This window comes from Rhizobium sp. BK399 (genome assembly GCF_014194695.1).
In the GTDB taxonomy this organism is placed as follows: Bacteria; Pseudomonadota; Alphaproteobacteria; order Rhizobiales; family Rhizobiaceae; genus Rhizobium.
Genome location: NZ_JACIAH010000007.1, coordinates 20,975 through 43,034 on the forward strand (window position 1 = coordinate 20,975; position 22,060 = coordinate 43,034).

The following is a 22,060-nucleotide window of genomic DNA, read 5'->3' on the forward strand; positions in this document are numbered from 1 at the left end:
GCTGAGCATTTTCTCGCCTCGTCTTGGGGTTGCTTATGACGCAGCGTCTACGCCCGGCCCTTGACTTCCTCGACACTTCGTCCGACTTCACTCAGAACGAATGCGAGGAACGGAAATATGAGCGAAGCGGCAAAGAGCACGATCGACCAGGACGAAGTGGACCGCTTCTCGGCAATGGCGGCAGAATGGTGGAGTCCCACGGGGAAGTTCAGGCCGCTGCACAAATTCAATCCCGTTCGGCTCGCCTATATCCGCGACAAGGCAGCCGAGACCTTCGGCCGCGATGTTCGCAGCGCAAGGCCGCTTGAAGGGCTTCGCGTTCTGGATATCGGTTGCGGCGGCGGTCTCCTCTCGGAGCCAGTCGCACGGATGGGAGCAACCGTCGTCGGTGCGGATCCGTCTGAAAAGAATATCGGAATTGCCTCGACGCATGCGAAGGCTTCCGGCGTCGCCGTTGACTACCGTGCAGTTACCGCCGAGCAGCTTGCAGAGGCTGGCGAGACTTTTGACATCGTTCTAAACATGGAGGTCGTCGAGCACGTCGCAGACGTCGATTTCTTCCTCAGCACCTGCGCCAAGATGGTTCGCCCCGGTGGCTTGATGTTCGTCGCAACGATCAACCGGACGATGAAGGCGGCCGCACTCGCCATCTTTGCCGCCGAGAATATCTTGCGGTGGCTGCCGCGGGGCACGCATCAATACGAGAAGCTGGTCCGCCCAGAAGAGATCGAAAAGCCTGTCACGGAAAATGGCCTCACGATTATCGACCGCACAGGCGTGTTCTTCAATCCGCTGTCAAACCAGTGGAATCTGTCGAAGGACATGGACGTGAACTACATGTTGCTGGCGAAACGCGCCGGCCCATAACATCCACGATCAGGCGCTTGCCCGGCGTCCCTGTCGCGAGCCGCAACACTCCGTGAAAGGCTTGCCCGAACCGCAAGGACACAGGTCGCGACTGCGCCGTTGCAGACGACCGATCAGTGGCACCTTCACCGCCGACGGCAGCGACGACGCCACGAAGGCCACTAGCTTTGCCGACAGGCCCGGCACTACCAGCCGACGGCCGGACTTGAAACCGCGCCAGGCGCGCTCGGCCACGTAGACGGCGCTGAGCTTCGGCAGGATCTTGAACAGCGCGGCCCGACCCGCGCCGGAACTTTCAAGGAACTCTGTCGCCACCGGCCCGGGGGCGACGCAAGTCACCGTAACGCCGGTCGATCCGACCTCTTGATGTAAGGCCTCCGAAAAAGAGCGGACAAACGCCTTGCTGGCATAGTACAGCGCCATGTTCGGACCGGGAGTAAAGCCGGCAATGGAACCGAGATTGAGTACGCCGCCACGCCCGCGCGCCACCATTCCCGGCAGAAAATGCAGCGTCATATCCGTCAGTGCGCGGATGTTGAGGTCGACCATGCCGAGCTGGTCGGCAATAGGAAGCGTCGTCGCTGCCCCACGCAAACCATAGCCGGCGCTGTTGACCAGCACCTCACAAAACAGTCCGTTGGAAGTTAGGAATTCCTTCAATTGTGCCGATGCGTCGGTTGCACGAAGGTCAAGCGACAGCGTGAATGCCTGGCCGCCCGCCTCTTTCACATCGCTCGCCGCGGCAGCCAGTCCATCCAGCGACCGTGCAACAAGGACGACGACCGTCCCGTCTCGTGCAGCCACCTTCGCGATTGCCCGGCCGATGCCCCGTGATCCACCGACGACGACGACGGCGGGGCGCAATGTTTCACGCTGCTCGTCCATCATGATGCCGTTCCTGACGCAACCTCACCGGAGATCACCTCACTGGTAGCCAGGCCTCGGGCCTCATCGGCGATCGCGCCGTTCAGGATGCTCTCGAAGCGAACCAGGGCACGCGCAACGTTCGCGCCATCCATCACCCGATGGTCGTAGTGGATGCGGACCGTGACTGTCCCGTCTTCGGAAATCGGCCCATAGTTGAAAATGGTGGTCAGCGGCGTCAGCGGGTTCAAGGATTCTGCTCCGAGGCCCGAATAGACCGATAGCTGGAATGTGCCGAAACGCCGCCCGCGCTGTCGTCCAAGGTTCAGCCCGAGCCACATCAGCAGCCAGCGGATAGGGCCCGGCGCGCGGGCAAATTTCAGTGCCCTGCGAAACTCCTTGATCTCATGAATCGGCTTCGATCGGGCTGCAAGGAAGTGTTCCTCGATTTCCGCGATGGACTGATGCTCAGGATCCTTCATCGTACTCAGCAGAACGATCCGCTCGCCGTCATGCTCCCGCTCGTGCGCAACAGAGGCAACACTGACCGGATACTCATAGAGCTGCGGCCTGGGCAACTTGACATACGCGCGCCGCAGTTCCGGAACGTCCTGGCTGAGAAGCGCATAGCCTTTCAGAAACAACACCGTCCACGATGTCTTGGTCTGTTGCGCCATTCTCGCCTGTTGCAGCGGTGCGAGGTTCATCTGCCTCTGAACTGTGACGCGCGGCACACCGATCGAAAACCTCATCAGGTCCCCGACGAGACGCCGCGATGGCGAAAGCTTGATGGCACGTCCCCGCATCATGCGTCCTCTAATAGATGTAGGGGATGATTCGCTTCGTCCGGTCCATGTAGGCGCGATACTCCGGCCCGAAGATCTCGAGCATCATCCGCTCTTCCTTGTCCACCCGCAGAAAGAAGAGGACTGCAAAGCCGATCACCCCAGCCAGCCCAACCACCCAATTCGCCAGCAGAAACGCCTGGCCGAGCGCCATGAGCATAAAGGACGTATACATCGGGTGGCGGACGAGCGCGTAAGGGCCGTGGGAAATCAACTCATGCTTTTCGCGTATCTGCAGGGAGATCGACCAGTTCCTGCCGAGCGCCTTGTGCGTCCTGCGGAAGACCCACATGGCCGAGAAAAACAAGACTGCACCAATGATCACCGCCCACAAATGCGCCGGGTAGTCGGCAGCTTCCGGCTTCCCCGTCGCGACGTAGAAGCCCGGAATGAACGCGAGCCCGAGCAATGCGACCGAAAGTCCAACTATTTCAACGCCGGAGCGACGATCGCTAACGACCTTTGTGCGCCTCGCGCGGCGTTCCGAGGGATAGCGAATGGCATACCAAGCGATAATGCCAAGCACCCACACGATTTTACCAATGAGAGCAATGCTCAATTCAGATCACCGGAGTCCTTCGTCGATCATGCGAAGGCGATGACCTGATCGGCTCGCTTCGCACTCACGTATTCATTTCTCGTAGCTTTGTAATGAACTCTTGCGGACGAAGCCAGATGCTCGGCGTCTTGTATCCCATAGAACCTGCAATCTCGCCGACGAAATTGTTGCAATTGTCGACCGTGGCCTGCCACAACTTCGATTTTGCCTGCAATTGGCGAATGAAAGCGACGGTTTTGTTGTACTCGGCCTGGGTGAGCAGAATGCGCCAACTTGCCGAACGGTAGGCTTCTTCAAGGTCACCATCCGTCGCCCCGGTCGTAGCCGGAACGGGAATGAAATGCCCGAGAACGTAGGGCGCAGCGTCAGGAGAAGCCGGCGCAAGCCCGGCAACCTCCGGATTGATCATCCCGCCGGCCTTGTTCAGGCGTCCAAAGACCGCGTAGGTATGGCCATAGGTCAGCGCATAGCGTGAACGGAACTCGATGAAATACTGGCCTTCGCGCTGGGAGGCCTTACCGACTTGTGAACCGCTGGCATCCGAAGTGAACCTCGGTTGCGGCGGTTTGTCGTCCGATTGGCAAGATGTGAGTGCGAGAGCGGTGAGAACCAGCAGGAAAAGGGGGCCTTTTGCAAGCGTCATCGTTACGCTTTATCTCCGACATCGAATGAGCGCGGACCCTCAAGCAAAAATGCCAGCCTAGGGTTGCGCATTTGCGCAGAGGCGGCCCGGCTCCGACAAACGATCGGGGGAGGGGCCACGAAGTCCCTCCCCCTAACTCAAAGATCAGATGTTACTTGGTGATTGGTGCGGCTTCAGCCACCGGTGGCGGGGCCTTCCCCTTGCCTTTACCAACTGCTCCGCAAGCCGTCAGGCTCGAAACGGAAAACAACGCAACCAGGCACATGATTAGGATTCTGCTCATCAAAGTAGTCCTCTCCGTTAGCATGGAATAGGTTATCGAAGGCAACGATTCTACTAATAGCGGTAAAATAGCCCCAAGCCAAGTGCAGAAAGGGCACAGCCTACCCCCACGTCACGCAAGCGACGCGCAAAGCTAACAGACGGTGGCAATATCGATACAAAATGTAAGTATCATATGACCAAAACTGGCGTCCCGACGGGTGCCCGCCCGTAGAGATGAATGATGTCCTCATTGGTCATGCGGATGCAACCATTAGACACCGCCTGCCCAATCAGCCATGGTTCGTTTGTTCCGTGGATACGGAAATAAGTATCCTGTCCGCCGCGGTAAAGATAAAGCGCCGCCGCACCGAGGGGATTGTTCTCGCCGCCGGGAACACCACCTGCATATTGCGCCAAACGCGGCTTGCGCTCGATCATGCTCGCCGTCGGCGTCCACGATGGCCATTCAGCCTTCCGGCCAACAACGGCGCTGCCCTTAAGCGTGAGACCTTCCTCACCGACGGCAACACCGTAGCGTGTCGCGCGGCCTTCACCCTCGACATAGTAGAGACGACGCTCATAGGTGTTGACGACTACGCTGCCGGGCTGCTCGCTGCCCGAATATGCAACTTCCCGCCGACGGATGGGAGAACTCGTCGAGGAGAACGGATTCCCTATCGGCCAGCTCGCCGTAGTGCATCCAGAGGTCATCAAAGCGACACAGCCCAAGACAAGGCCACGGCGCGTAATATGGTCGTTATCCATCGTTACCTGCTAAGATTGGTGAGCCCTACTTCCTTCCTTTAGCATTCCGTGGTTTTCAGGCCAAGTCTCAACCCCACAGAGAATCTAAGCCTCCACAAATTGCATATGGGCGTATTAGTGGGCGGGCTCGGCTAACCCTTTCCATGCAAAAACCATCCTATCGTTGTATAAGTCTTTCATAAAGGTATCGCGGCGGCGCGCACCTCTTGCGGGAACAAGCACCAAAAAGCTAATTTGGACCGATTTCGCGCGCCGGCGCATCAGGGAATTTAGCGAGGATGCGCTGCCACATTGGCATTGCCTTGCTGCAGGGGGAGTATAACAGGAAACGATGAACCTTGGCTTCGAAGGAAAAGTAGCGATTGTCACCGGCGCCGGCTCCGGCATCGGCGCAGCCATCTCCCGCCGCTTGGCTGAGGAAGGCGCGCAGGTCGTCGTCACAGACATCAATGCCGAGGCAGCGGAGCGCGTTGCCGATGAGATTCATGTCCAAGGAGGCCTGTCGCGCCATTTCGCTGTCGATGTGACCGACGCGGCAGCGGTAGAAAAGCTGATTGGAACGGTTGTCGAGACGTGCGGCGGTCTGCATCTTGCCGTCAACAATGCCGGCGTTGATGGTGTTCGCAAGGCAACCGGCGACTACCCCCTCGACAACTGGCACAAGCTGATGGACGTCAACCTCAACGGCGTCTTCTATTGCATGAAGTACGAAATCGGAGCGATGTTCGCGGGTGGCGGCGGTGCTATCGTGAACGTCTCTTCAGTGCTCGGCACCGTCGCCTTGCCAATCGCATGCGCCTATACGGCAGCGAAACATGGCGTCGTAGGACTGACAAAGGCAGCTGCGATCGAATATGCTCGCCTGGGCATTCGAATCAACGCGGTCGGTCCTGGCTGGATCGAAACGCCGCTCTCGTCCGAACATCGCGACATTGCCAGCAGCCGACGCATGGAGGCGCTACAGCCCATGGGAAGGCGCGGCACGCCGGAAGAAGTGGCGGCTCTCGTCTGCTTCCTGTTATCCGAGCAGGCGAGCTTCATCACCGGTAGCTACCATCTCGTCGACGGAGCCTACAGCGCGCACTAGAGCTTCTCGGGGTTAAACTGAAGATTCCAGTCTAGTTCACGTCGTCAGGCAAAACAGGCAGGGCGGCGATCTCGATGCCCTCGTCCAGAAGCGCCTGCGCCTCATCCACTGTCGTCTGTCCGATGATCCCGCGAGCGTCGCTTTCTCCGTAGTGGATCTTGCGGGCCTCCTCGGGAAATCGCGTACCGACATCCTCGGAATTGGCCTTGATTGTCGCAACGGCCTCTTTCAGCTTTTGAAAAGCATCCCGACGCATCGTATCCATCGCCAGCGTCTGCATTTCGTCCTTCTTGCGCGCGGTCGATACCGAGGGCGCCATCAGGAGCTTGGAGATCGACGCCGAATTGCAGCTAGGACAGGTCAGGAAGCCGGATGCGATCTGGCGATCGAAATCGGCGCTTTCGGAAAACCAGCCTTCGAACTCATGGGCATTTTCACAACGCAGAGAATAACGGATCAAGCCGCGACGCCTCCTGCGACAACCCCCGCAACCCTCTCAATAGAGAAATCGCGACCGTTCTTCAGGTTCGGAATCTTGTCATGCGCGGCCTTGACGGCAGAGGGGTCAATGTCGGCGACGATAACGGCTTCGCCCTCCGGACCGGCTGACGCCAGCACCCTGCCCCATGGATCAACGATCATCGAGTGACCGAACGTTTCACGCCCGTCCTCGTGGCGACCGGCCTGAGCAGCAGCGACAACGAAAACGCCATTCTCGATTGCGCGCGCCCGCAGCAGGATTTCCCAATGAGCTTCGCCAGTCTGCTTCGTAAAGGCGGCCGGCACCGTCATCACTTCGGCTCCGGCGACAGCTTGCGCCCGAAAAAGCGCCGGGAAGCGGACGTCATAGCAAATCGCAAAACCCATTTCGGCAAAGGGCAGCGACAACACACGCGCCTCCGACCCCGGACGGTATGCCGCGCTCTCGCGCCAGCTTTCGCCATTGTCGAGATCGACATCGAACATATGAATCTTGTCGTAGCGATTGAGGATCTTGCCGTCGGGACCAAAGAGAAAGCCACGGTTGGCGAGCTTGCCGTCATCCAGAGCGATCGCGGTCGACCCCACATGCATGAAGATGCCCAGCTCTCTGGCGAGCTCCGAACCAGTGCGAGCGATGACATCGTTGCCCTCGTCGCGCAGCACAGCCTTGGCGGCGGCCCGGTCACGCTGCAGCATGCCGGTCATTTCCGGCGTCTGTATATAGGTCGCACCCTGACTGGCCGCCTCACGAACGAGGCGCACCATCGCCGCGGTGTTCCTCTCGGGATCGACACCGGAACACATCTGAATGGCAGCAGCCCTGAACGTCATTTCTCTTCCTTAGGCCGCGAGTAGCGGATCGAGCTCGCCGGCGCGATCCAGCGCGTAAAGATCATCGCATCCGCCCACATGCTGCTCACCAATGAAAATCTGCGGAAACGTCGTGCGGCCGTTGGACTTGCCGATCATTTCCTGGCGGAGATCAGGCGCGAAGGTCGCGTCGTGCTCGACGAAATCGACGCCCTTTTCGGACAACAGCGACTTGGCGCGCACGCAATAGCCGCAGGCTTGGCGCGTATAGATGGTGACGGGTGCCATTAGGACTCCAGACAAAATACAAGTTATCTTTTCGTCATATAGTTTCTGAAAGAGCCCTTGCAAAGGTCAAAACCGTGATGTCGGTCGCCCCCGCCTTGCGCAGAACCCTGGCCGCCGCCGCAACGGTGGCGCCGGTCGTGTAAACGTCGTCAACAAGGACGAGCCGCTTGCCGAAGACGTCGTTGTCCCGCGCCTTGGCGATCGCGAAGACACCGCGCACATTCTCCTCGCGCGCCTTTGCGCCGAGCCCCACTTGCGGGCGCGTCCGCTTGATGCGCAACAACGTGGCGGGCAGCAGCACCTTCCCGGATTGCTGTGCGAGATGACGGGCCAGTTCGGCCGCCTGATTGAATTTGCGCGAGAACATTCGGCTCCGATGCAGCGGCACCGGCAAGATGGCGTCGCAGCGCTCGACCATGCCGTCACTCGCCCGCAGCATCCATCCGGCCATCATCGGCGCGAGATCTGTTCGGTCGCGATATTTCAGGCCATGCACCAACTGACGCACCGGCTCGTCATGAAAAGCAGCGGATCGAAGTCGGTCAAAAGGCGGAGGATTGGCAATTGCCTCGGCGCTGAGGATACCCGAGCCAAGATCATGCGAGAATGGCACGCCCAGGACCTCGCAATAGGGCCGCTCAATAAAGCGCAGGCCAGACCAGCATTTCGGGCATAGACCGCTGTGGCGGCCGGTCGCGACACCGCAAACCACGCATCCCGGCGGATAGACGAGGTCGGCCAAAAGCTGGAAGGGACGCGTCAGGAGCGCCCCATTCAACTCCGCGGGCAATCGTAATCCCCTAAATCCCATCTGCCCCTCAACCCGTTACGCGAGACTAGCGCGTTTCGCGTCTGGAGAAAATCGCCTTGCGACACCCGGTTCGTGGGACTATGCACTGCCCATGGATATCATCTTCGACCAGCCCCGGATTGCTGCAAACCGGCATCGCGCGCTTCTCAACCATGACCCGAAGGCGACGTTTCTCCTTGATATCGCCGCAGAAGAATTGGGCGAGCGCCTCGCGGTGGTCGAACGGACGTTCGACCACGCTGTCGAATTGCATGGTGCGACCGGTGTTGCGGCCCGCGCAGCGATTTCAACCGGCAAGATCGGCAAACTGACCCGGGTCGAGAGCGAGCAGGCCTATGCGAAAGCAGAGGAGGCCTTCGTCAAGGCCACTCTCGAAGAGGTTCCTCTCGAGCCGCAATCCACCAATCTAGTGTTGGCGCCGCTCAGTCTTCACCTGACAAACGATACGCCAGGCGTCTTCATCCAGATTCGCCGCGCTTTGAAACCCGATGGTCTCTTTCTTGCGGCGATCCCAGGCGCGGGGACGTTGCAAGAGTTGCGCGACGTACTGCTGGCAACGGAGATCGAGCTTACCGGGGGCGCAAGTCCGCGGGTGATTCCATTTGCTGATGTGCGAGATGTCGGCGGACTGATGCAGCGCGCAGGCTTTGCCCTTCCCGTCATCGACGCCGAGACCTATACGGTGCGTTACGACTCGATTTTTCCCCTGATGAAGGACTTGCGGGCGATGGGGATGACCAATCCGCTCGTAGCGAGGAGTCGCAAGCCCCTGACACGCGCCTTCTTCCTACGGGCGGCGGAGATCTACGCCGAGCGCTATGCCGACCCGGATGGCCGGATCAGAGCTACCTTCTCGATCATCTATGTCTCGGGATGGGCACCGCACGAAAGCCAGCAGAAGCCGCTTCGACCTGGATCGGCGAAGGTCAGGCTCGCCGACGCGTTGAAGGTCGAGGAACACAAACTCAAGCAGTAGCGACCGCTCTTCCTAGTTCGGTAATGTGAGATAGTTGCCGACGCCAACGAAAAGGTCCGCGAGGCTACCGCTCATCGCTCCGAACCCAACGATTAGGCTAACCGCTATCAGCGATGCAATCAGGCCATACTCGATCGCTGTCGCGCCACGGATGTCAGCCAGAAATGCCCTTACTCTTTGCATTGCCCACCTCGGCGATCAAGCGGCAGTCGTCAAACACGTTGCGGCTGCCGCAGCAACAACGTCGGTGTCAGCAGCCAACCCCGCTTCCGTATCCCTGAACGACGCAGACCGAGCCAGGTGTCTCCTGAAGGACGCTCCGGCGGATCGTGTAGCGTTTGCCGTTCTCGGTCTTCGGAATCGAGCCGGTCGTCATTGTATCGAATTCAGATGGCGCGCTCGCAAAAACGCTCGACTTGGACTTGTCGGCAAGCATCGGCGTCAAGATCAAAGTCAAGGCTACAACAGCCGTGCCGAACAGCAGCGCGATGTTCAGCGCCCCCGTCCTGCTAGAGCCAGTCGAGGTCTGCTGCTTCTCTCTTACAGCTTTCCAGAAATCGTCGTCCATGCGTCAAGCCTTCTACACACACGCCAGTTGCTTGATTGAGGCCGATATTTGGCAGAAGGTGTTAAACGATCGATTAATATCCACACCCAAATTGGACGCTTGCGGAATAATAATCAGAAGTTCCTAAAGTAAATCCTGCAAGATCGGAATGAGTGGCTCGTCCGCGGGCGGCATCGGATAGTCGCGTAGAGCTTGCGGCTTCACCCACTTCAACGCCTGCCCCTCTTTCCCATGCGGAATTCCTTCATAGCGCCGGCACACATAGAGCGGCATCAAAAGGTGGAATTTCTCATAGGTATGGCTCGCGAAGCTGAGCGGCGCCAGGCAGGCGACCTTCGTCGTGATCCCCAGTTCCTCATGCAGCTCACGCACCAGTGATTCCTCGGGCGTCTCGCCCGGCTCGACCTTGCCGCCGGGGAACTCCCAAAGTCCGGCAAGTGATTTTCCCTCGGGGCGTTGCGCCAGCAGGATGCGTCCGTCCGAATCGATCAGGGCGCAAGCGGCAACAAGAAGGATGCTTCGGGCGGGCGTGGCGTCACTCATCGCGACGGCTCCTGCCGCCAATAGGAATAGCGATAGGCCTCATGGAAGCCGAGCCGCTCATAAAGCCCCAAAGCCGGAGAGTTCGTCGCTTTCACCTGCAACCAGGCCGAACGGGCGCTGCGCATTCTGGCCCAGCGCAAGGCGGAGGTCAGGATTTCCATCCCCAATCCCTCGCGGCGGCGCTCCCTGGCAACGGAAAGCGACATGATGCCGGCAAGGTCATTGTCTTGAACGCAAAGGACCGTTGCGAGTGGCCCCGTCTGCGTGTCCTCGATCATGAAGAGGCCTGACGGCGGCTTGATCGCGTTGATGATCTCTGCGAGCGCCGGCTTCAGCTTGGACGAGACGCCGTCGGTTGCCAGATTGGCATCCACGAAGCGGCCGATGTCATGGGTCGGCAAGTGATCGAGCGTATCAGGCAGCTCCGCATGGGCAAGATCGCAGGTCATCACGATCGTCTCGTCGAAGGATGACCATTGCTGCGCCCGAATAAGGTCGATCAGCACCGGTGAGGCCAGCGGTGTCTGACGAAGGACAGCCGGGCGGCCATAGGCTTCGAACTTGCGACTTGCCTTCGCCAGCCGAATTTCGACATCGCGGTGATCCGAAGGATCGAGCGGCACGATGGAGTTCAGCCGGTTGGACGGATGTCCCGCGGTCAGCCGCACCTGCCAGCTGCCGTCATACTGTACGGACGAGGCCGGCCAGGCGCGGAAACCGACGGCCTCCAGCCTGCGCACGAGCGGCAGATTTGGCTTCTTGGATAAAGTTTCAGTCAATGAAAGATCAGCTCCGGTAGTCACCGTTGATGGCGACATACTCCTTTGTAAGGTCGCACGTCCAGACCGTAGCGGTGCCGTTTCCGAGACCGATGTCGACCTTCACAGGAATATCCTGCTTTCTCATCACATTGGTTGCGGCTTCCTCGGAATAACCGGCGTCACGCTCGCCATTGACGGCGACACGCACATCGCCGAACCAAATCGCCAGCCGGTCGCGGTCTGCCATCTCACCCGACTTACCGACGGCCATGACAATACGGCCCCAGTTGGCGTCTTCGCCAGCAGCAGCGGTCTTGACCAGCGGCGAATTGGCGATCGACAACGCGATCCTCTTCGCAGCCGCATCGCTTTCGGCACCGGTCACGGTGATCTCCAGCATCTTCGTGGCACCCTCGCCGTCGCGCACGACCTGCAGCGCAAGATCCTTGAGAAGATCATTGAGCGCAGCGCGGAATGAGGCCAGGCGCGCATCATCGGCCTTCTCGACACGAACTTGACCATCTTCGGCAGCCGCGCCGGTAGCAAACAGCATCAGCGTGTCGGAGGTCGAGGTGTCGCTGTCGACCGTCATTGAATTGAACGTCGGATCAACACCCGCAGACAGGAGCGCCTGCAGGGCGGCGGGAGCGATATCGGCATCGGTTACCACGAAGGAAAGCATGGTCGCCATATCGGGAGCAATCATGCCGGCACCCTTGGCAATGCCGTTGATCGCCACCTTCACGCCGCCGATCTCCGCGCTGCGGGTGGCGACCTTCGGATAGGTGTCGGTGGTCATGATCGCCTTGGCGGCCTCGAACCAGAAGTCGCCGGTTGCATCCGCGTGCATCTGGTCGAGAACGCCAGAGAACTTCGTCGCGTCCAGCGGTTCGCCGATGACGCCGGTGGACGCGAGGTAAACCTCGCTCTCACCGCAACCAACGGCAGCCGCTGCCGACTTTGCCGTCAAGGCAGTCGCCTCACGCCCCTTCAGGCCCGTAAAGGCATTCGCATTACCGGAATTGACGACGACGGCGCGCGCGGTGCCATGCGGCAGGTTTGCGCGGCAAAAATCGACCGGTGCAGAGGGGCACTTCGAACGCGTAAAGACGCCGGCGACCGCTGCGGGCTTGTCGAACACCATCATCAGCACGTCGGTGCGGTTCTTGTACTTGATGCCGGCCGATGCAGTGGCCATGCGCACGCCGCGCAAGGCGGGCACGGTGGCATAGGATTTCGGAGCGAGCGGAGAAACGGAACCGGACATGGCGATCGACCTGATGGCTGGAAGGATTTTCAGGGCGAAGTATAAGCCGGCTCGCCCTGCGGAAATACGACAACTGCTATAGGGAAGGGCCCGGAAGAACCGGGCCCTAAACTTTGGATCTTACTGCTGCGGCTGCGCGGCGGGCGGTTCGTCGCCCGGCTGCGGCTGCTTGTTGGCGTCGTCGTAGCCCTTGCGCAGTGCTTCGTCGGTAATGTCGACCTTGGACTTTTCCTTGGCAGCGGCGAGAAGCGCAAGATACTTGTCACGCATGACGAGTTGGCGAACCTGATCCTTGACCTGATCGAAGGCCGGCGGAGGTGCGTCCCGCTTATCCTCGACGAGGATGACGTGATAGCCGAAATCGGTCTTCACGGGCGTCTTGGTGTAGGTGCCCTTGTCAAGCGCGAAGGCGGCCACTTCGAATTCCTTGACCATGCGGCCCTTGGTGAAATAGCCGAGATCACCGCCGTCAGCCTTGTTCGGATCGGTAGACTTTTCCTTCGCCAGATCCGCGAAGTTCTTGCCGGCGTCGAGCTGCTTGATCACGTCCTTGGCCTCGTCCTCGGTCTTCACGAGGATGTGGCGTGCGTGCACTTCTTCCTGCTTCGGAAGTGCCGCGACTTCCTTGTCGTAGCGCGCCTTCACTTCAGCGTCCGTGACCGTGTCAACAACCTGCTTCTTGAAGTAGGCGTTGTGCAGTTCGCGATCGGCGAGATACTGCATGCGCTTCTTGAATTCGGCGGTCTGGTCGAGCTTCTCGGCAATCGCGTCCTGAGCCAGCAGCTTGACGTCGATGGCGGCGGACAGCGCGGCGATTTTCTTCTGGTCGTCTGGCAACTGTGCCAGCTGCGGGTCGAGATTGGCGACAGCCAGATCGAGGTCGGACTGATGAATTTCGACATTGCCAACCTTGGCAATGACGGCATCCGGCTTGTCTTCCGCGTAGACCGGCGCCTGGAACGCAACAAAGGTTGCGAACGCCATCACAGCGATTTTGTTGTAGTTCAACATCAAATAACCCTTCACAGTTACACCCACCGGCTTCAGCTTCGTGAATTCAGCCTGAAACAGCCATCAACACTGGAATGTGGCCTTTGTATATCAGCCAAATCCGTTGACATCATTCGACCCCCCTCTTATCTGTCACGCAACCTCGCGTCCAGAACAGTTTCCTGGCGTTTCGAGACGTGTGCCTGAAATTCGGCTGGGCAGCGGATTAAGAAAAGCCGGGGGATATTATTGAGAAAGGACCAGTCATATGGTCAGCTTTGGCGGTATAGCCCGCAAAATATTTGGCTCTGCCAATGATCGCCGCGTGCGGTCCTTCCAGCCGAAAGTCGCAGCCATCAACGCCATCGAAGAAAAAACGAAGGCATTGAGCGACGAACAACTGGCTGCCCAGACCGTCGAATTCCGCAAGATGCTGGCTGACGGCAAGACGCTCGATGACATCCTTGTGCCTGCGTTCGCCGTTGTTCGCGAGGCTTCGCGCCGTGTTCTCGGCATGCGACCTTTTGACGTACAGCTGATCGGCGGCATGATTCTCAATGATGGCGACATCGCTGAGATGAAGACCGGTGAAGGCAAGACGCTTGTCGCGACCCTGCCGGTTTATCTGAACGCACTTGCCGGCAAGGGCGTGCACGTCGTTACCGTAAACGACTACCTCGCCCGCCGCGACGCCGCGACCATGGGCAAGATCTACGGCTTCCTCGGCCTCACCACAGGCGTCATCGTCCACGGCCTGTCGGACGAAGAGCGTGCTGCCGCCTATAACTGCGACATCACCTACGCGACCAACAATGAACTCGGCTTCGATTATCTGCGCGATAACATGAAGTACGAGAAGAACCAGATGGTCCAGCGCGGCCACAATTTCGCGATCGTCGACGAAGTGGACTCGATCCTCGTTGACGAAGCGCGCACGCCGCTGATCATCTCCGGTCCGCTCGACGACCGCTCCGATCTCTACAACACGATCGACGCCTTCATCCCCCAGCTAACCGAGGGCGACTACGAGATTGACGAGAAGCAGCGCTCGGCCAACTTCTCCGAAGTAGGCACGGAAAAGCTGGAAAACCTGCTCCGTCAGGCCGGCCTGCTGAAGGGTGCCTCGCTCTACGACATCGAGAACGTTGCGATCGTCCACCACGTCAACAACGCCTTGAAGGCACACAAGCTGTTCCAGCGCGACAAGGACTACATCGTCCGCAATGACGAGATCGTCATCATCGACGAATTTACCGGTCGCATGATGCCCGGTCGCCGTTACTCGGAAGGCCAGCACCAGGCGCTGGAAGCCAAGGAAAAGGTGACGATCCAGCCGGAAAACCAGACGCTGGCGCAGATCACCTTCCAGAACTACTTCCGCATGTACGACAAGCTCGCTGGCATGACCGGTACGGCGCAGACGGAAGCCGAAGAATTCGGCAACATCTATGGTCTCGAGGTCGTCGAAGTGCCGACCAACCTGCCGATCAAGCGTATCGACGAGGACGACGAGGTCTACCGGACCTTCGAAGAGAAGTACAAGGCGATCATTGCCGAGATTGCGGACGCGCAGACGCGCGGCCAGCCGGTTCTCGTCGGTACCACCTCGATCGAAAAGTCGGAACTTCTCGCCGAGCTGATGCGCAAGCAGGGCTTCAAGGACTTCCAGGTTCTCAACGCCCGCTACCACGAGCAGGAAGCCTACATCGTCGCCCAGGCCGGTGTGCCTGGCGCGGTGACGATCGCCACCAACATGGCAGGCCGAGGCACCGATATTCAGCTCGGCGGCAACCTCGAAATGCGTATCGAGCGCGAACTTGGCGAGGTCGAGCCCGGTCCCGAGCGTGACGCCAAGATCGAAGCGATCCGCGAGGAGATCAAGCAGCTCAAGGAAAAGGCACTCGCCGCCGGTGGCCTCTACGTCATCGCTACCGAGCGCCACGAGAGCCGCCGCATCGACAACCAGCTGCGCGGTCGTTCCGGTCGCCAGGGCGACCCGGGCCGCTCGAAGTTCTACCTGTCGCTTCAGGACGACCTGATGCGTATCTTCGGCTCCGACCGCATGGACGGGATGCTGCAGAAGCTCGGTCTCAAGGAAGGCGAAGCCATCGTCCATCCCTGGATCAACAAGGCGCTGGAGCGTGCGCAGAAAAAGGTCGAGGCTCGTAACTTCGATATCCGCAAGAACCTTCTGAAGTACGACGACGTTCTGAACGATCAGCGCAAGGTGATCTTCGAACAGCGCCTCGAGCTGATGGAATCGGCGAACATCTCCGAGACCGTCTCCGACATGCGCCGCGAGGTCATTGAAGACCTGGTCGAAAAGCACATCCCGGAACGCGCCTATGCCGAGCAATGGGATGCCGCTGGCCTGAAGGAACGGACCGCTGCCCTGCTCAACCTCGATCTGCCGGTTGAAGACTGGGTCAAGGAGGAAGGCATCGGCGAGGACAATATCCGCGAACGCCTGACGGAAGCGTCGAACGCGGCCTTCACAGAGAAAGCTGAGCGTTTCGGCGACGACATTATGCACTATGTCGAGCGCTCGATCGTCATGCAGACGCTCGATCACCTCTGGCGCGAGCATATCGTCAACCTCGATCACCTACGCTCCGTCATCGGCTTCCGTGGCTATGCTCAGCGCGATCCGCTGCAGGAATACAAGTCGGAAGCGTTCGAGCTCTTCACCTCGCTGCTCAACAACCTGCGTGAAGCCGTCACTGCCCAGCTGATGCGCGTCGAACTCGTACAGCAGGCGCCAGCCGAGCCGGAACCGCCGTTCATGCAGGCTCATCACCTGGATCCGGATACCGGCGAAGATGATTTTGCACCGGCCTTCCAGGCTTCTGAAGTGACTGTTGCCCCGGAAAACCGCAATCCAGCCGATCCGTCGACCTGGGGTCACGTCGGCCGAAACGAGCCCTGCCCTTGCGGCTCGGGCAAGAAGTTCAAACATTGCCACGGCGCCTTCGCACAGGCCTAAGCCAGCAGCAAACGTTCTGAAAATGCCGCCTTCGGGCGGCATTTTCTTTTGTGGAAACAGCGCACCGCATTAAGCGCCGACGCACGGCTACAACCGTTTCTTAACGCTGCTCTGCCAAGACTTCGGCTAGGATTTGCCTGAAGAGTTTTGCGTGTTTGTGATGGCGGTCATTGAGACGGCGGAAAAGATGCTGCCTGCGGGTCTGCGCCCGGCGGCTAGCCGTATGCTGCGCGCACTCGCTGCCGTCATGACGGCACGGGGAGACAAGGCTGCCGCCCAGCGCATGGCGCTGACCGCCTTTTCCATTCGCATTGTCAGCGCCAGTCTCGCCTTTCTGTCGCAAATCGTATTGGCGCGCCTCATGGGCGAATACGAGTACGGAATCTTTGTATTCGTCTGGGTTCTGATCGTCCTCTTCGGCGATCTTTCCTGCCTCGGCTTCCACACCGCCATTGTCCGCTTCCTGCCGCAATACAAGGCAGCGGGCGCGTTTGAAAAGATCCGCGGGTTGACCGGCACCGCCCGCATCTTCGGCTTGCTTTCCGGCACCGCCGCCCTTGCCGCCGGCATGATCGCCCTGCACGTCTTCGGCGAGAGGATCGAGAGCTACTACGTCATGCCGATCTTCCTCGGACTGATCGCCATGCCGATGATCGCGCTCGGCGACATCCTGGAAGGCACGTCGCGCGCCAATCACTGGCCTGTCATGGCGTTGAGCCCTGCCTACATCGTCCGGCCTGTACTCATCATTCTCTTTATGTTGACTGCGATCGGGCTCGGCGCGCCGCACACTGCGATGACGGCGATGCAGGCCGCGCTCGCCGCCACCTATGTCACCACCGTTGGGCAATACGTCGCGACGCTCTTGCGGTTGCGCCGTCATTACCACGAAGGTCCGCGTCAAGTCGATTTTCTCGGTTGGCTCGGCGTCGCTTTCCCGATCTTCCTCATCGAAGGCGTCGGCTTCCTCCTGACCAATTCCGACGTTGTCGTCGTCGGCATCTTCCTCGAGCCACACGACGTCGCGATCTATTTCGCTGCCGCCAAGACGATGGCGCTCGTCCACTTCATCAATTTTTCGGTGAAGGCAGCCTCCGGCCCTCGCTTTTCAAGCCTCATCGCTGAAGGGACACGCCAGCAGCTAGCGGCGGCTGCGATCGACGCGGCCAGATGGACTTTCTGGCCCGCGCTTGCAATCGGCCTTGCCGTGGTGGCTGCCGGTCACTTGCTGCTCTCGCTCTTTGGCGGCGCCTTCACGGACGGCTACGTGTTGATGGCGATCCTGCTCGCCGGCATTCTCTCCAAAGCGTTGGTCGGACCGGCTGAAACGTTGCTGATGATGGCGGGCAAACAGAACACGTGTGTTCTGCTTTATGCCGTAGCGCTTGCAGCGAACATCGGCCTCAACCTGCTCTTCATCCCCAGACTGGGCATCGAGGGCGCTGCGATCGCCACGGCCTCGGCCATGGGCGTGGAAGCCATCCTCCTGCACTTTGCTGTCCGGCATACGCTTGGCATCGCGCTCTTCGCCTTTGCCGCGTCTCCGGCCAAAACAGACATGGAAGCCCGATAAAATGGTCCGCAATCCTCCAGCTACCGAAACGACCGACGTCACGACGAACCGCATGGTTCACGAGCTTGCGGCTCTCGATTTCGATACGCCGCACGCGGACGCGCGTGTTGAAATCGGCCGCCCGGGCCGCGAGCTCTGCCTCTACTCAGGCAAGCTCGGCTACGAACTGCAGGAAGAGCTCGACTTCCTGTCCAATCGCGCGATGGAGCCGAACGTCTTCTTCACCGGGCGTTTTCTGGCGCCCGCCATGCCCCGCCTGGACGACAGGCAGGTTAGCTTCGCCCTGTTACGGGACCAGAACGACGCACGCAGCCGAATGCGCTTCCTCATGCCGTTCTCAGTCGAAAAGCCAGGCTTCGCCGTTGGCCCCTCGATCATCCGTGTCTGGTCGAACAGTTTCGCGCCACTCGGCACGCCGCTGATCGATGCCGAGGAAGCGGGCGAGACGCTGGACAATCTCTATGACGGCCTGACCCATCAAGACCTGCGCCTGCCGCAGATCCTGGTCCTTCCGGATGTCCGGCTGAACGGCATCTTTGCCCGTATGGCAAGGGCGGTCGCCATCAGCCGCAACCTGCCGATCACCATTACCAATCCCTACCAGCGCGCCATGCTGCAAAGCGACGAAGATGCCGTCGCCTACCTTCGCAGTTCGATTTCCTCGTCACATATGCGCGAGATGCGCAGGCAGTGGCGCCTGCTCGAGGAGCAGGGCACGGTCGTCTACAGCGTCGCCCGCCAGCCGCACGAAGTCCACACGCGCTTCGAGGAGTTCCTTGCGCTCGAGGCAGGCGGCTGGAAGGGCAAGAAGCGCAGCGCGCTCGTGACCGACCGCTACCACACCGCCTTTGCCCGTGAGGCCGTTTCCAATCTCGCCGCCGTCGACGCCGTGCGTATCCACACGATCGACTTCAACGGCAAGGCAATCGCTGCCACGGTGGTTTTGATGATGGGCGGCGAGGCCTATACGTGGAAGACGGCCTATGACGAAGCTTACTCGCGCTATTCGCCGGGCAAGCTGCTGATGGGCGAGTTGACGGAATGGCACCTCGACGACGCCAACATCATGCGCTCGGACTCCTGTGCTGTCCCTAACCATCCGATCATGGACCGCTTCTGGCAGGAGCGCGAGGACATGGGAACGATGGTGATCGGGCTTGCCCAGAATGGCGACCGCGACGTGCGCCAGGTGGCCGCCCAGCTTCACATGTATAGCAGCACGAGAAATGTTGCGAAGATGCTGCGCCAAAAGATCATGTCGCTTGCACGGCGCGGCAAGTCTCCGCAATAAGGCGCAAATCCCAAGAGCCTCAGCCGGCGCTGGCCCGCTCTCTGAGCAAGCGGCGGATAACCTTGCCCGTCGTCGTAAGCGGCAGTTCTGTAACGAATTCCACCTCGCGCGGGTACTCGTGCATCGAGAGACGTAGTTTCACCCAGTCGCTGATCTCCGACGCCAGTCCATCGCTCGGCTCGAACCCCGGCGCCAGCACCACATAGGCTTTGACGATCTCGGTACGGACGGGATCCGGCTTGCCCACCGCCCCGGCCAGTTGCACTGCCGGATGCCCGATCAGACAGTCCTCGATTTCCGCCGGTCCGATGCGGTAGCCCGAGGAGGTAATGACATCGTCATCCCGCCCGAAGAACGTCACATATCCGTCGGCGTCCTGACGGCCGATGTCCCCGGTCAGCAGCCAGTCACCAACGAACTTCCGCTCGGTTGCAGCAGCGTCGTTCCAATATCCGAGGAACATCACGGGATCGGGCCGGCGGATGGCTATCTGCCCGGCTTCGCCGATGACGAGCTCTTCGCCTGCTTCGCTGACGATCGCAACGCTATGCCCGGGCACCGGCCGACCGATCGCACCGGGACGACTGACCCCGATGGCGGCATTCGACGAGAGCACGAAATTGCACTCCGTTTGACCGTAGAACTCGTTGACGGTGATCCCCAGCGTGCGCTTGACCCACTCCTGTGTTTCCGCACCGAGCGACTCGCCTGCCGAACCGATCGTGCGCAACACGAGATCGTACTTGGAACGCGGATCAGGCACCGATTTCAGCAGCCGCAAGGCTGTCGGCGGGATGAAACCATTGCGCACCTTCATCTCGGCCATGATCCGATACGCCATGTCGGCATCGAATTTCTGCGCCGGTGAGGAGACGACGGGCACGCCGAGCAGCAGGCTTGGCAGGAGAGCGTTCAGTACCCCTCCGGCCCAGGCCCAGTCTGATGGCGTCCAGACCTTGTCGCTCGGTTGCGGAAAGCCTTCGTGCGCGAACTGCATGCCGGGTATGTGTCCAGCCAAGACCTGGTGCCCGTGCAACGCGCCTTTTGGCGGGCCTGTCGTTCCCGACGTGAAGATCATCAGCGCCGGATCGTGGGGTGCTGTCTTCGCGACCTCGAAGACAGGCGGATGGCTTTCGACCAACGCTGTAAACGATCGCACGCCATGACGATCGCTGTCGACGCAGATCACTTCTGCCAGGTCGGGCAGTCGTTCGCGTATGTGGCTAATGCGGTCGAGTCCGAACCTGTTGGTGATGACGGTGGAAGCGCCGGCGGTACGCAGCCTGTATTCCAACGCCTCGACGCCGAAGAGCAAGGCCAGCGGCAGCGCGATCGCGCCCATCTTGTAGATCGCGACATGGGCAATGACAGTCTCGAAAGACTGCGGCAGAAGCAAAGCGACCCGATCGCCTCTCTTTACCCCCAAAGACATCAGAGCATTGGCAAGCGACGAAGACCGATCCGCGAGTTGCCGATAGGTCATTGAGAGGTGATTGCCGTCGGGGCTGAAATGCTCAAGGCAGACGCGATCCGGCACGCGCTCGGCCCATTCGTCGCTGACCGCGCGGCCGATATTAAAATCCCCGGGTATATCCCACGCGAAATCGCGGTAGAGGTCTTCATAGCGATCGCGCTGCGGCAGTCTCATCGGCGAAAATCCAGTCAAATGCTGCAACAGCTAACACCCGAAACTCCGCCGACGCAAGCGCGAGACCAGCGGACGCCCCTCTGGTCGGTCACAAAACTTTTATGCGAGCAACCAACACTTTCGCGCTTGCCGCGCTAGATCAAGGAGCGCGCTGGGTAGCGATCGAATGTTTGGAGCAATTTCATGGACTACGTCAACTTTGGCGGCACCGGGCTGGAAGTTTCGAAAATCTGCCTGGGCTGCATGACCTTCGGCGAGCCTGCCCGCGGTAACCATAGCTGGACGCTCGGCGAGGAAGAAAGCCGGGCGCTGATCAGGCAGGCGCTTGATCTCGGCATCAATTTTCTCGACACGGCCAATGTCTACTCGGACGGATCGTCCGAAGAGATAGTCGGCCGAGCGATCCGCGACTTTGCCAAGCGCGACGAGATCGTGCTCGCGACCAAGGTTTTCAACCGCATGCGTCCCGGTCCGAATGGCGCCGGCCTCTCACGCAAAGCGATCTTCGACGAGATCGACAACAGCCTGCGTCGGCTCGGGACCGACCATGTCGACCTTTATCAGATCCACCGTTTTGACCATACGACGCCGATCGAGGAAACGCTGGAAGCCCTGCACGACGTCGTGAAGGCCGGCAAGGCGCGCTATATCGGCGCCTCCTCCATGTATGCCTGGCAATTCGCCAAGATGCTCTACACCTCGCGTGCCAATGGCTGGACACCCTTCGTCAGCATGCAGGATCACCTGAATTTGCTTTATCGCGAGGAAGAACGCGAAATGCTCCCATTCTGCCAGGATCAGAAGATCGCGGTGATCCCCTGGAGTCCACTCGCCCGCGGCCGGCTGACGCGCGACTGGGATGAGAAGACCGCCCGCAGCGAAACAGACGAATTCGGCAAGACGCTCTACAAGCAGGCGGAAGATGCCGATCGCGCCATTATTGGTGCCGTCGGCAAGCTGGCCGAGAAACATGGTGTTTCACGTGCCCAGATCGCCACTGCCTGGATCCTGCAGAAGAGCGCGGTGACAGCACCGATCATCGGTGCATCGAAAGCCAACCACCTTACTGATGCGGTCGCGGCGCTCGCCGTCAAGCTGGCGCCGGAGGACGTTGTAGCCCTCGAAGATCCTTACGTTCCCCACCGGGTCGAAGGCTTCAAGTAAAACGATTGTT

At 59.9% G+C, this 22,060-nt stretch carries 24 protein-coding genes; 7 read left to right on the forward strand and 17 right to left on the reverse strand.

Annotated features, from left to right (window positions below; genetic code table 11):
- Positions 1 to 117: 117 nt before the first annotated feature.
- The gene (gene ubiG, locus FHT97_RS16035; protein ID WP_114713909.1) at positions 118 to 867 is read left to right on the forward strand and encodes a bifunctional 2-polyprenyl-6-hydroxyphenol methylase/3-demethylubiquinol 3-O-methyltransferase UbiG; all 750 of its coding nucleotides are present in this window, start codon (positions 118 to 120) and stop codon (positions 865 to 867) included.
- A 9-nt stretch (positions 868 to 876) separates the two neighbouring features.
- Here the strand turns inward: ubiG and FHT97_RS16040 are convergent, their stop codons facing one another.
- From FHT97_RS16040 to FHT97_RS16060, 6 genes are all read right to left on the reverse strand, one after another.
- Entirely contained in the window at positions 877 to 1,755 is an 879-nt protein-coding gene (locus FHT97_RS16040) for an SDR family NAD(P)-dependent oxidoreductase (RefSeq protein ID WP_183863582.1), read from the reverse strand.
- Positions 1,752 to 2,537 carry a hypothetical protein gene (locus tag FHT97_RS16045; protein ID WP_183863817.1) on the reverse strand — a complete coding sequence of 262 codons (786 nt, stop codon included), beginning with the start codon at positions 2,535 to 2,537 and terminating at the stop codon, positions 1,752 to 1,754. Before FHT97_RS16045 ends, FHT97_RS16040 begins: the two co-directional genes overlap by 4 nt.
- A gap of 10 nt (positions 2,538 to 2,547) precedes the next feature.
- Complete coding sequence (locus tag FHT97_RS16050; RefSeq protein WP_183755303.1) at positions 2,548 to 3,135, reverse strand: protein-S-isoprenylcysteine O-methyltransferase; 588 nt, start codon at positions 3,133 to 3,135, stop codon at positions 2,548 to 2,550.
- Positions 3,136 to 3,199: 64 nt separating this feature from the next.
- On the reverse strand, positions 3,200 to 3,778 hold the full coding sequence (locus tag FHT97_RS16055) for a hypothetical protein (protein ID WP_183863584.1): 579 nt from the start codon (positions 3,776 to 3,778) through the stop codon (positions 3,200 to 3,202).
- Positions 3,779 to 3,929: 151 nt separating this feature from the next.
- Positions 3,930 to 4,061, reverse strand: coding sequence for an ABC transporter (locus FHT97_RS30820; RefSeq protein WP_088693697.1), 132 nt, complete (start codon positions 4,059 to 4,061; stop codon positions 3,930 to 3,932).
- A gap of 170 nt (positions 4,062 to 4,231) precedes the next feature.
- Positions 4,232 to 4,807, reverse strand: coding sequence for a L,D-transpeptidase (locus FHT97_RS16060; RefSeq protein ID WP_183755301.1), 576 nt, complete (start codon positions 4,805 to 4,807; stop codon positions 4,232 to 4,234).
- A gap of 331 nt (positions 4,808 to 5,138) precedes the next feature.
- On the opposite strand from FHT97_RS16060, the gene FHT97_RS16065 reads away from it, so the two are divergent.
- Positions 5,139 to 5,894: an SDR family NAD(P)-dependent oxidoreductase gene (locus FHT97_RS16065; RefSeq protein ID WP_183863585.1), complete on the forward strand. Its 756-nt coding sequence runs from the start codon at positions 5,139 to 5,141 to the stop codon at positions 5,892 to 5,894.
- Positions 5,895 to 5,925: 31 nt separating this feature from the next.
- On the opposite strand, the gene FHT97_RS16070 is transcribed toward FHT97_RS16065, so the two are convergent.
- The 4 genes from FHT97_RS16070 to FHT97_RS16085 are packed head-to-tail and all read right to left on the reverse strand — an operon-like array spanning position 5,926 to position 8,286.
- A complete protein-coding gene (locus tag FHT97_RS16070; RefSeq protein ID WP_183755299.1) occupies positions 5,926 to 6,354 on the reverse strand; it encodes a DUF1178 family protein in 429 nt (142 codons plus the stop codon).
- Positions 6,351 to 7,208 (reverse strand): carbon-nitrogen hydrolase family protein, encoded by an 858-nt coding sequence (locus FHT97_RS16075; protein ID WP_183863587.1) that lies wholly within the window; start codon positions 7,206 to 7,208, stop codon positions 6,351 to 6,353. The genes FHT97_RS16070 and FHT97_RS16075 overlap by 4 nt, the downstream gene beginning before the upstream one ends.
- A gap of 9 nt (positions 7,209 to 7,217) precedes the next feature.
- Complete coding sequence (gene grxC, locus FHT97_RS16080) at positions 7,218 to 7,475, reverse strand: glutaredoxin 3 (protein WP_016556387.1); 258 nt, start codon at positions 7,473 to 7,475, stop codon at positions 7,218 to 7,220.
- 34 nt (positions 7,476 to 7,509) lie between these two features.
- A complete protein-coding gene (locus FHT97_RS16085) occupies positions 7,510 to 8,286 on the reverse strand; it encodes a ComF family protein (RefSeq protein WP_183863589.1) in 777 nt (258 codons plus the stop codon).
- 91 nt (positions 8,287 to 8,377) lie between these two features.
- Here FHT97_RS16085 and FHT97_RS16090 point away from each other — a divergent pair, with 91 nt between their 5' ends.
- A complete protein-coding gene (locus FHT97_RS16090) occupies positions 8,378 to 9,262 on the forward strand; it encodes a methyltransferase domain-containing protein (RefSeq protein WP_183863591.1) in 885 nt (294 codons plus the stop codon).
- Positions 9,263 to 9,274: 12 nt separating this feature from the next.
- Here the strand turns inward: FHT97_RS16090 and FHT97_RS16095 are convergent, their stop codons facing one another.
- The 6 genes from FHT97_RS16095 to FHT97_RS16120 all read right to left on the reverse strand — a co-directional run bounded on the left by FHT97_RS16095 (position 9,275) and on the right by FHT97_RS16120 (position 13,412).
- The gene (locus FHT97_RS16095) at positions 9,275 to 9,445 is read right to left on the reverse strand and encodes a Flp family type IVb pilin (protein ID WP_183755295.1); all 171 of its coding nucleotides are present in this window, start codon (positions 9,443 to 9,445) and stop codon (positions 9,275 to 9,277) included.
- Between the two features lie 67 nt (positions 9,446 to 9,512).
- Positions 9,513 to 9,830, reverse strand: coding sequence for a hypothetical protein (locus tag FHT97_RS16100; RefSeq protein ID WP_016556391.1), 318 nt, complete (start codon positions 9,828 to 9,830; stop codon positions 9,513 to 9,515).
- Between the two features lie 123 nt (positions 9,831 to 9,953).
- Positions 9,954 to 10,373: an 8-oxo-dGTP diphosphatase MutT gene (mutT, locus tag FHT97_RS16105; RefSeq protein WP_183755294.1), complete on the reverse strand. Its 420-nt coding sequence runs from the start codon at positions 10,371 to 10,373 to the stop codon at positions 9,954 to 9,956.
- Complete coding sequence (locus FHT97_RS16110) at positions 10,370 to 11,152, reverse strand: GNAT family N-acetyltransferase (RefSeq protein WP_183863593.1); 783 nt, start codon at positions 11,150 to 11,152, stop codon at positions 10,370 to 10,372. The genes mutT and FHT97_RS16110 overlap by 4 nt, the downstream gene beginning before the upstream one ends.
- 7 nt (positions 11,153 to 11,159) lie before the next feature.
- Positions 11,160 to 12,401, reverse strand: coding sequence for a bifunctional glutamate N-acetyltransferase/amino-acid acetyltransferase ArgJ (gene argJ / locus FHT97_RS16115; protein WP_183755292.1), 1,242 nt, complete (start codon positions 12,399 to 12,401; stop codon positions 11,160 to 11,162).
- A 120-nt stretch (positions 12,402 to 12,521) separates the two neighbouring features.
- Positions 12,522 to 13,412 (reverse strand): peptidylprolyl isomerase, encoded by an 891-nt coding sequence (locus FHT97_RS16120; RefSeq protein ID WP_183863595.1) that lies wholly within the window; start codon positions 13,410 to 13,412, stop codon positions 12,522 to 12,524.
- A 247-nt stretch (positions 13,413 to 13,659) separates the two neighbouring features.
- Between FHT97_RS16120 and secA the strand changes: the two genes are divergently transcribed.
- The 3 genes from secA to FHT97_RS16135 all read left to right on the forward strand — a co-directional run bounded on the left by secA (position 13,660) and on the right by FHT97_RS16135 (position 19,238).
- Positions 13,660 to 16,374 (forward strand): preprotein translocase subunit SecA, encoded by a 2,715-nt coding sequence (gene secA, locus FHT97_RS16125; protein WP_183863597.1) that lies wholly within the window; start codon positions 13,660 to 13,662, stop codon positions 16,372 to 16,374.
- A 160-nt stretch (positions 16,375 to 16,534) separates the two neighbouring features.
- On the forward strand, positions 16,535 to 17,947 hold the full coding sequence (locus FHT97_RS16130) for a polysaccharide biosynthesis C-terminal domain-containing protein (protein WP_183863818.1): 1,413 nt from the start codon (positions 16,535 to 16,537) through the stop codon (positions 17,945 to 17,947).
- Between the two features lies 1 nt (position 17,948).
- Positions 17,949 to 19,238, forward strand: a complete 1,290-nt coding sequence (locus FHT97_RS16135; protein WP_183863599.1) for a GNAT family N-acetyltransferase — start codon at positions 17,949 to 17,951, stop codon at positions 19,236 to 19,238.
- Positions 19,239 to 19,257: 19 nt separating this feature from the next.
- Here the strand turns inward: FHT97_RS16135 and FHT97_RS16140 are convergent, their stop codons facing one another.
- Positions 19,258 to 20,886: an AMP-binding protein gene (locus tag FHT97_RS16140; RefSeq protein ID WP_183863601.1), complete on the reverse strand. Its 1,629-nt coding sequence runs from the start codon at positions 20,884 to 20,886 to the stop codon at positions 19,258 to 19,260.
- 183 nt (positions 20,887 to 21,069) lie between these two features.
- Between FHT97_RS16140 and FHT97_RS16145 the strand changes: the two genes are divergently transcribed.
- Entirely contained in the window at positions 21,070 to 22,050 is a 981-nt protein-coding gene (locus tag FHT97_RS16145) for an aldo/keto reductase (RefSeq protein WP_183863603.1), read from the forward strand.
- The last annotated feature ends 10 nt before the right edge of the window (positions 22,051 to 22,060 follow it).

Bases quoted from the DNA above. Each gene is read 5' to 3' on its own strand.
- ubiG (WP_114713909.1), top strand. From the start codon at position 118: ATGAGCGAAGCGGCAAAGAGCACGATCGACCAGGACGAAGTGGACCGC.
- FHT97_RS16040 (WP_183863582.1), bottom strand. From the start codon at position 1,755: ATGATGGACGAGCAGCGTGAAACATTGCGCCCCGCCGTCGTCGTCGTC.
- FHT97_RS16045 (WP_183863817.1), bottom strand. From the start codon at position 2,537: ATGCGGGGACGTGCCATCAAGCTTTCGCCATCGCGGCGTCTCGTCGGG.
- FHT97_RS16055 (WP_183863584.1), bottom strand. From the start codon at position 3,778: ATGACGCTTGCAAAAGGCCCCCTTTTCCTGCTGGTTCTCACCGCTCTC.
- FHT97_RS30820 (WP_088693697.1), bottom strand. From the start codon at position 4,061: ATGAGCAGAATCCTAATCATGTGCCTGGTTGCGTTGTTTTCCGTTTCG.
- FHT97_RS16060 (WP_183755301.1), bottom strand. From the start codon at position 4,807: ATGGATAACGACCATATTACGCGCCGTGGCCTTGTCTTGGGCTGTGTC.
- FHT97_RS16065 (WP_183863585.1), top strand. From the start codon at position 5,139: ATGAACCTTGGCTTCGAAGGAAAAGTAGCGATTGTCACCGGCGCCGGC.
- FHT97_RS16075 (WP_183863587.1), bottom strand. From the start codon at position 7,208: ATGACGTTCAGGGCTGCTGCCATTCAGATGTGTTCCGGTGTCGATCCC.
- grxC (WP_016556387.1), bottom strand. From the start codon at position 7,475: ATGGCACCCGTCACCATCTATACGCGCCAAGCCTGCGGCTATTGCGTG.
- FHT97_RS16085 (WP_183863589.1), bottom strand. From the start codon at position 8,286: ATGGGATTTAGGGGATTACGATTGCCCGCGGAGTTGAATGGGGCGCTC.
- FHT97_RS16090 (WP_183863591.1), top strand. From the start codon at position 8,378: ATGGATATCATCTTCGACCAGCCCCGGATTGCTGCAAACCGGCATCGC.
- FHT97_RS16095 (WP_183755295.1), bottom strand. From the start codon at position 9,445: ATGCAAAGAGTAAGGGCATTTCTGGCTGACATCCGTGGCGCGACAGCG.
- FHT97_RS16100 (WP_016556391.1), bottom strand. From the start codon at position 9,830: ATGGACGACGATTTCTGGAAAGCTGTAAGAGAGAAGCAGCAGACCTCG.
- mutT (WP_183755294.1), bottom strand. From the start codon at position 10,373: ATGAGTGACGCCACGCCCGCCCGAAGCATCCTTCTTGTTGCCGCTTGC.
- argJ (WP_183755292.1), bottom strand. From the start codon at position 12,401: ATGTCCGGTTCCGTTTCTCCGCTCGCTCCGAAATCCTATGCCACCGTG.
- FHT97_RS16120 (WP_183863595.1), bottom strand. From the start codon at position 13,412: ATGTTGAACTACAACAAAATCGCTGTGATGGCGTTCGCAACCTTTGTT.
- secA (WP_183863597.1), top strand. From the start codon at position 13,660: ATGGTCAGCTTTGGCGGTATAGCCCGCAAAATATTTGGCTCTGCCAAT.
- FHT97_RS16130 (WP_183863818.1), top strand. From the start codon at position 16,535: ATGGCGGTCATTGAGACGGCGGAAAAGATGCTGCCTGCGGGTCTGCGC.
- FHT97_RS16135 (WP_183863599.1), top strand. From the start codon at position 17,949: ATGGTCCGCAATCCTCCAGCTACCGAAACGACCGACGTCACGACGAAC.
- FHT97_RS16140 (WP_183863601.1), bottom strand. From the start codon at position 20,886: ATGAGACTGCCGCAGCGCGATCGCTATGAAGACCTCTACCGCGATTTC.
- FHT97_RS16145 (WP_183863603.1), top strand. From the start codon at position 21,070: ATGGACTACGTCAACTTTGGCGGCACCGGGCTGGAAGTTTCGAAAATC.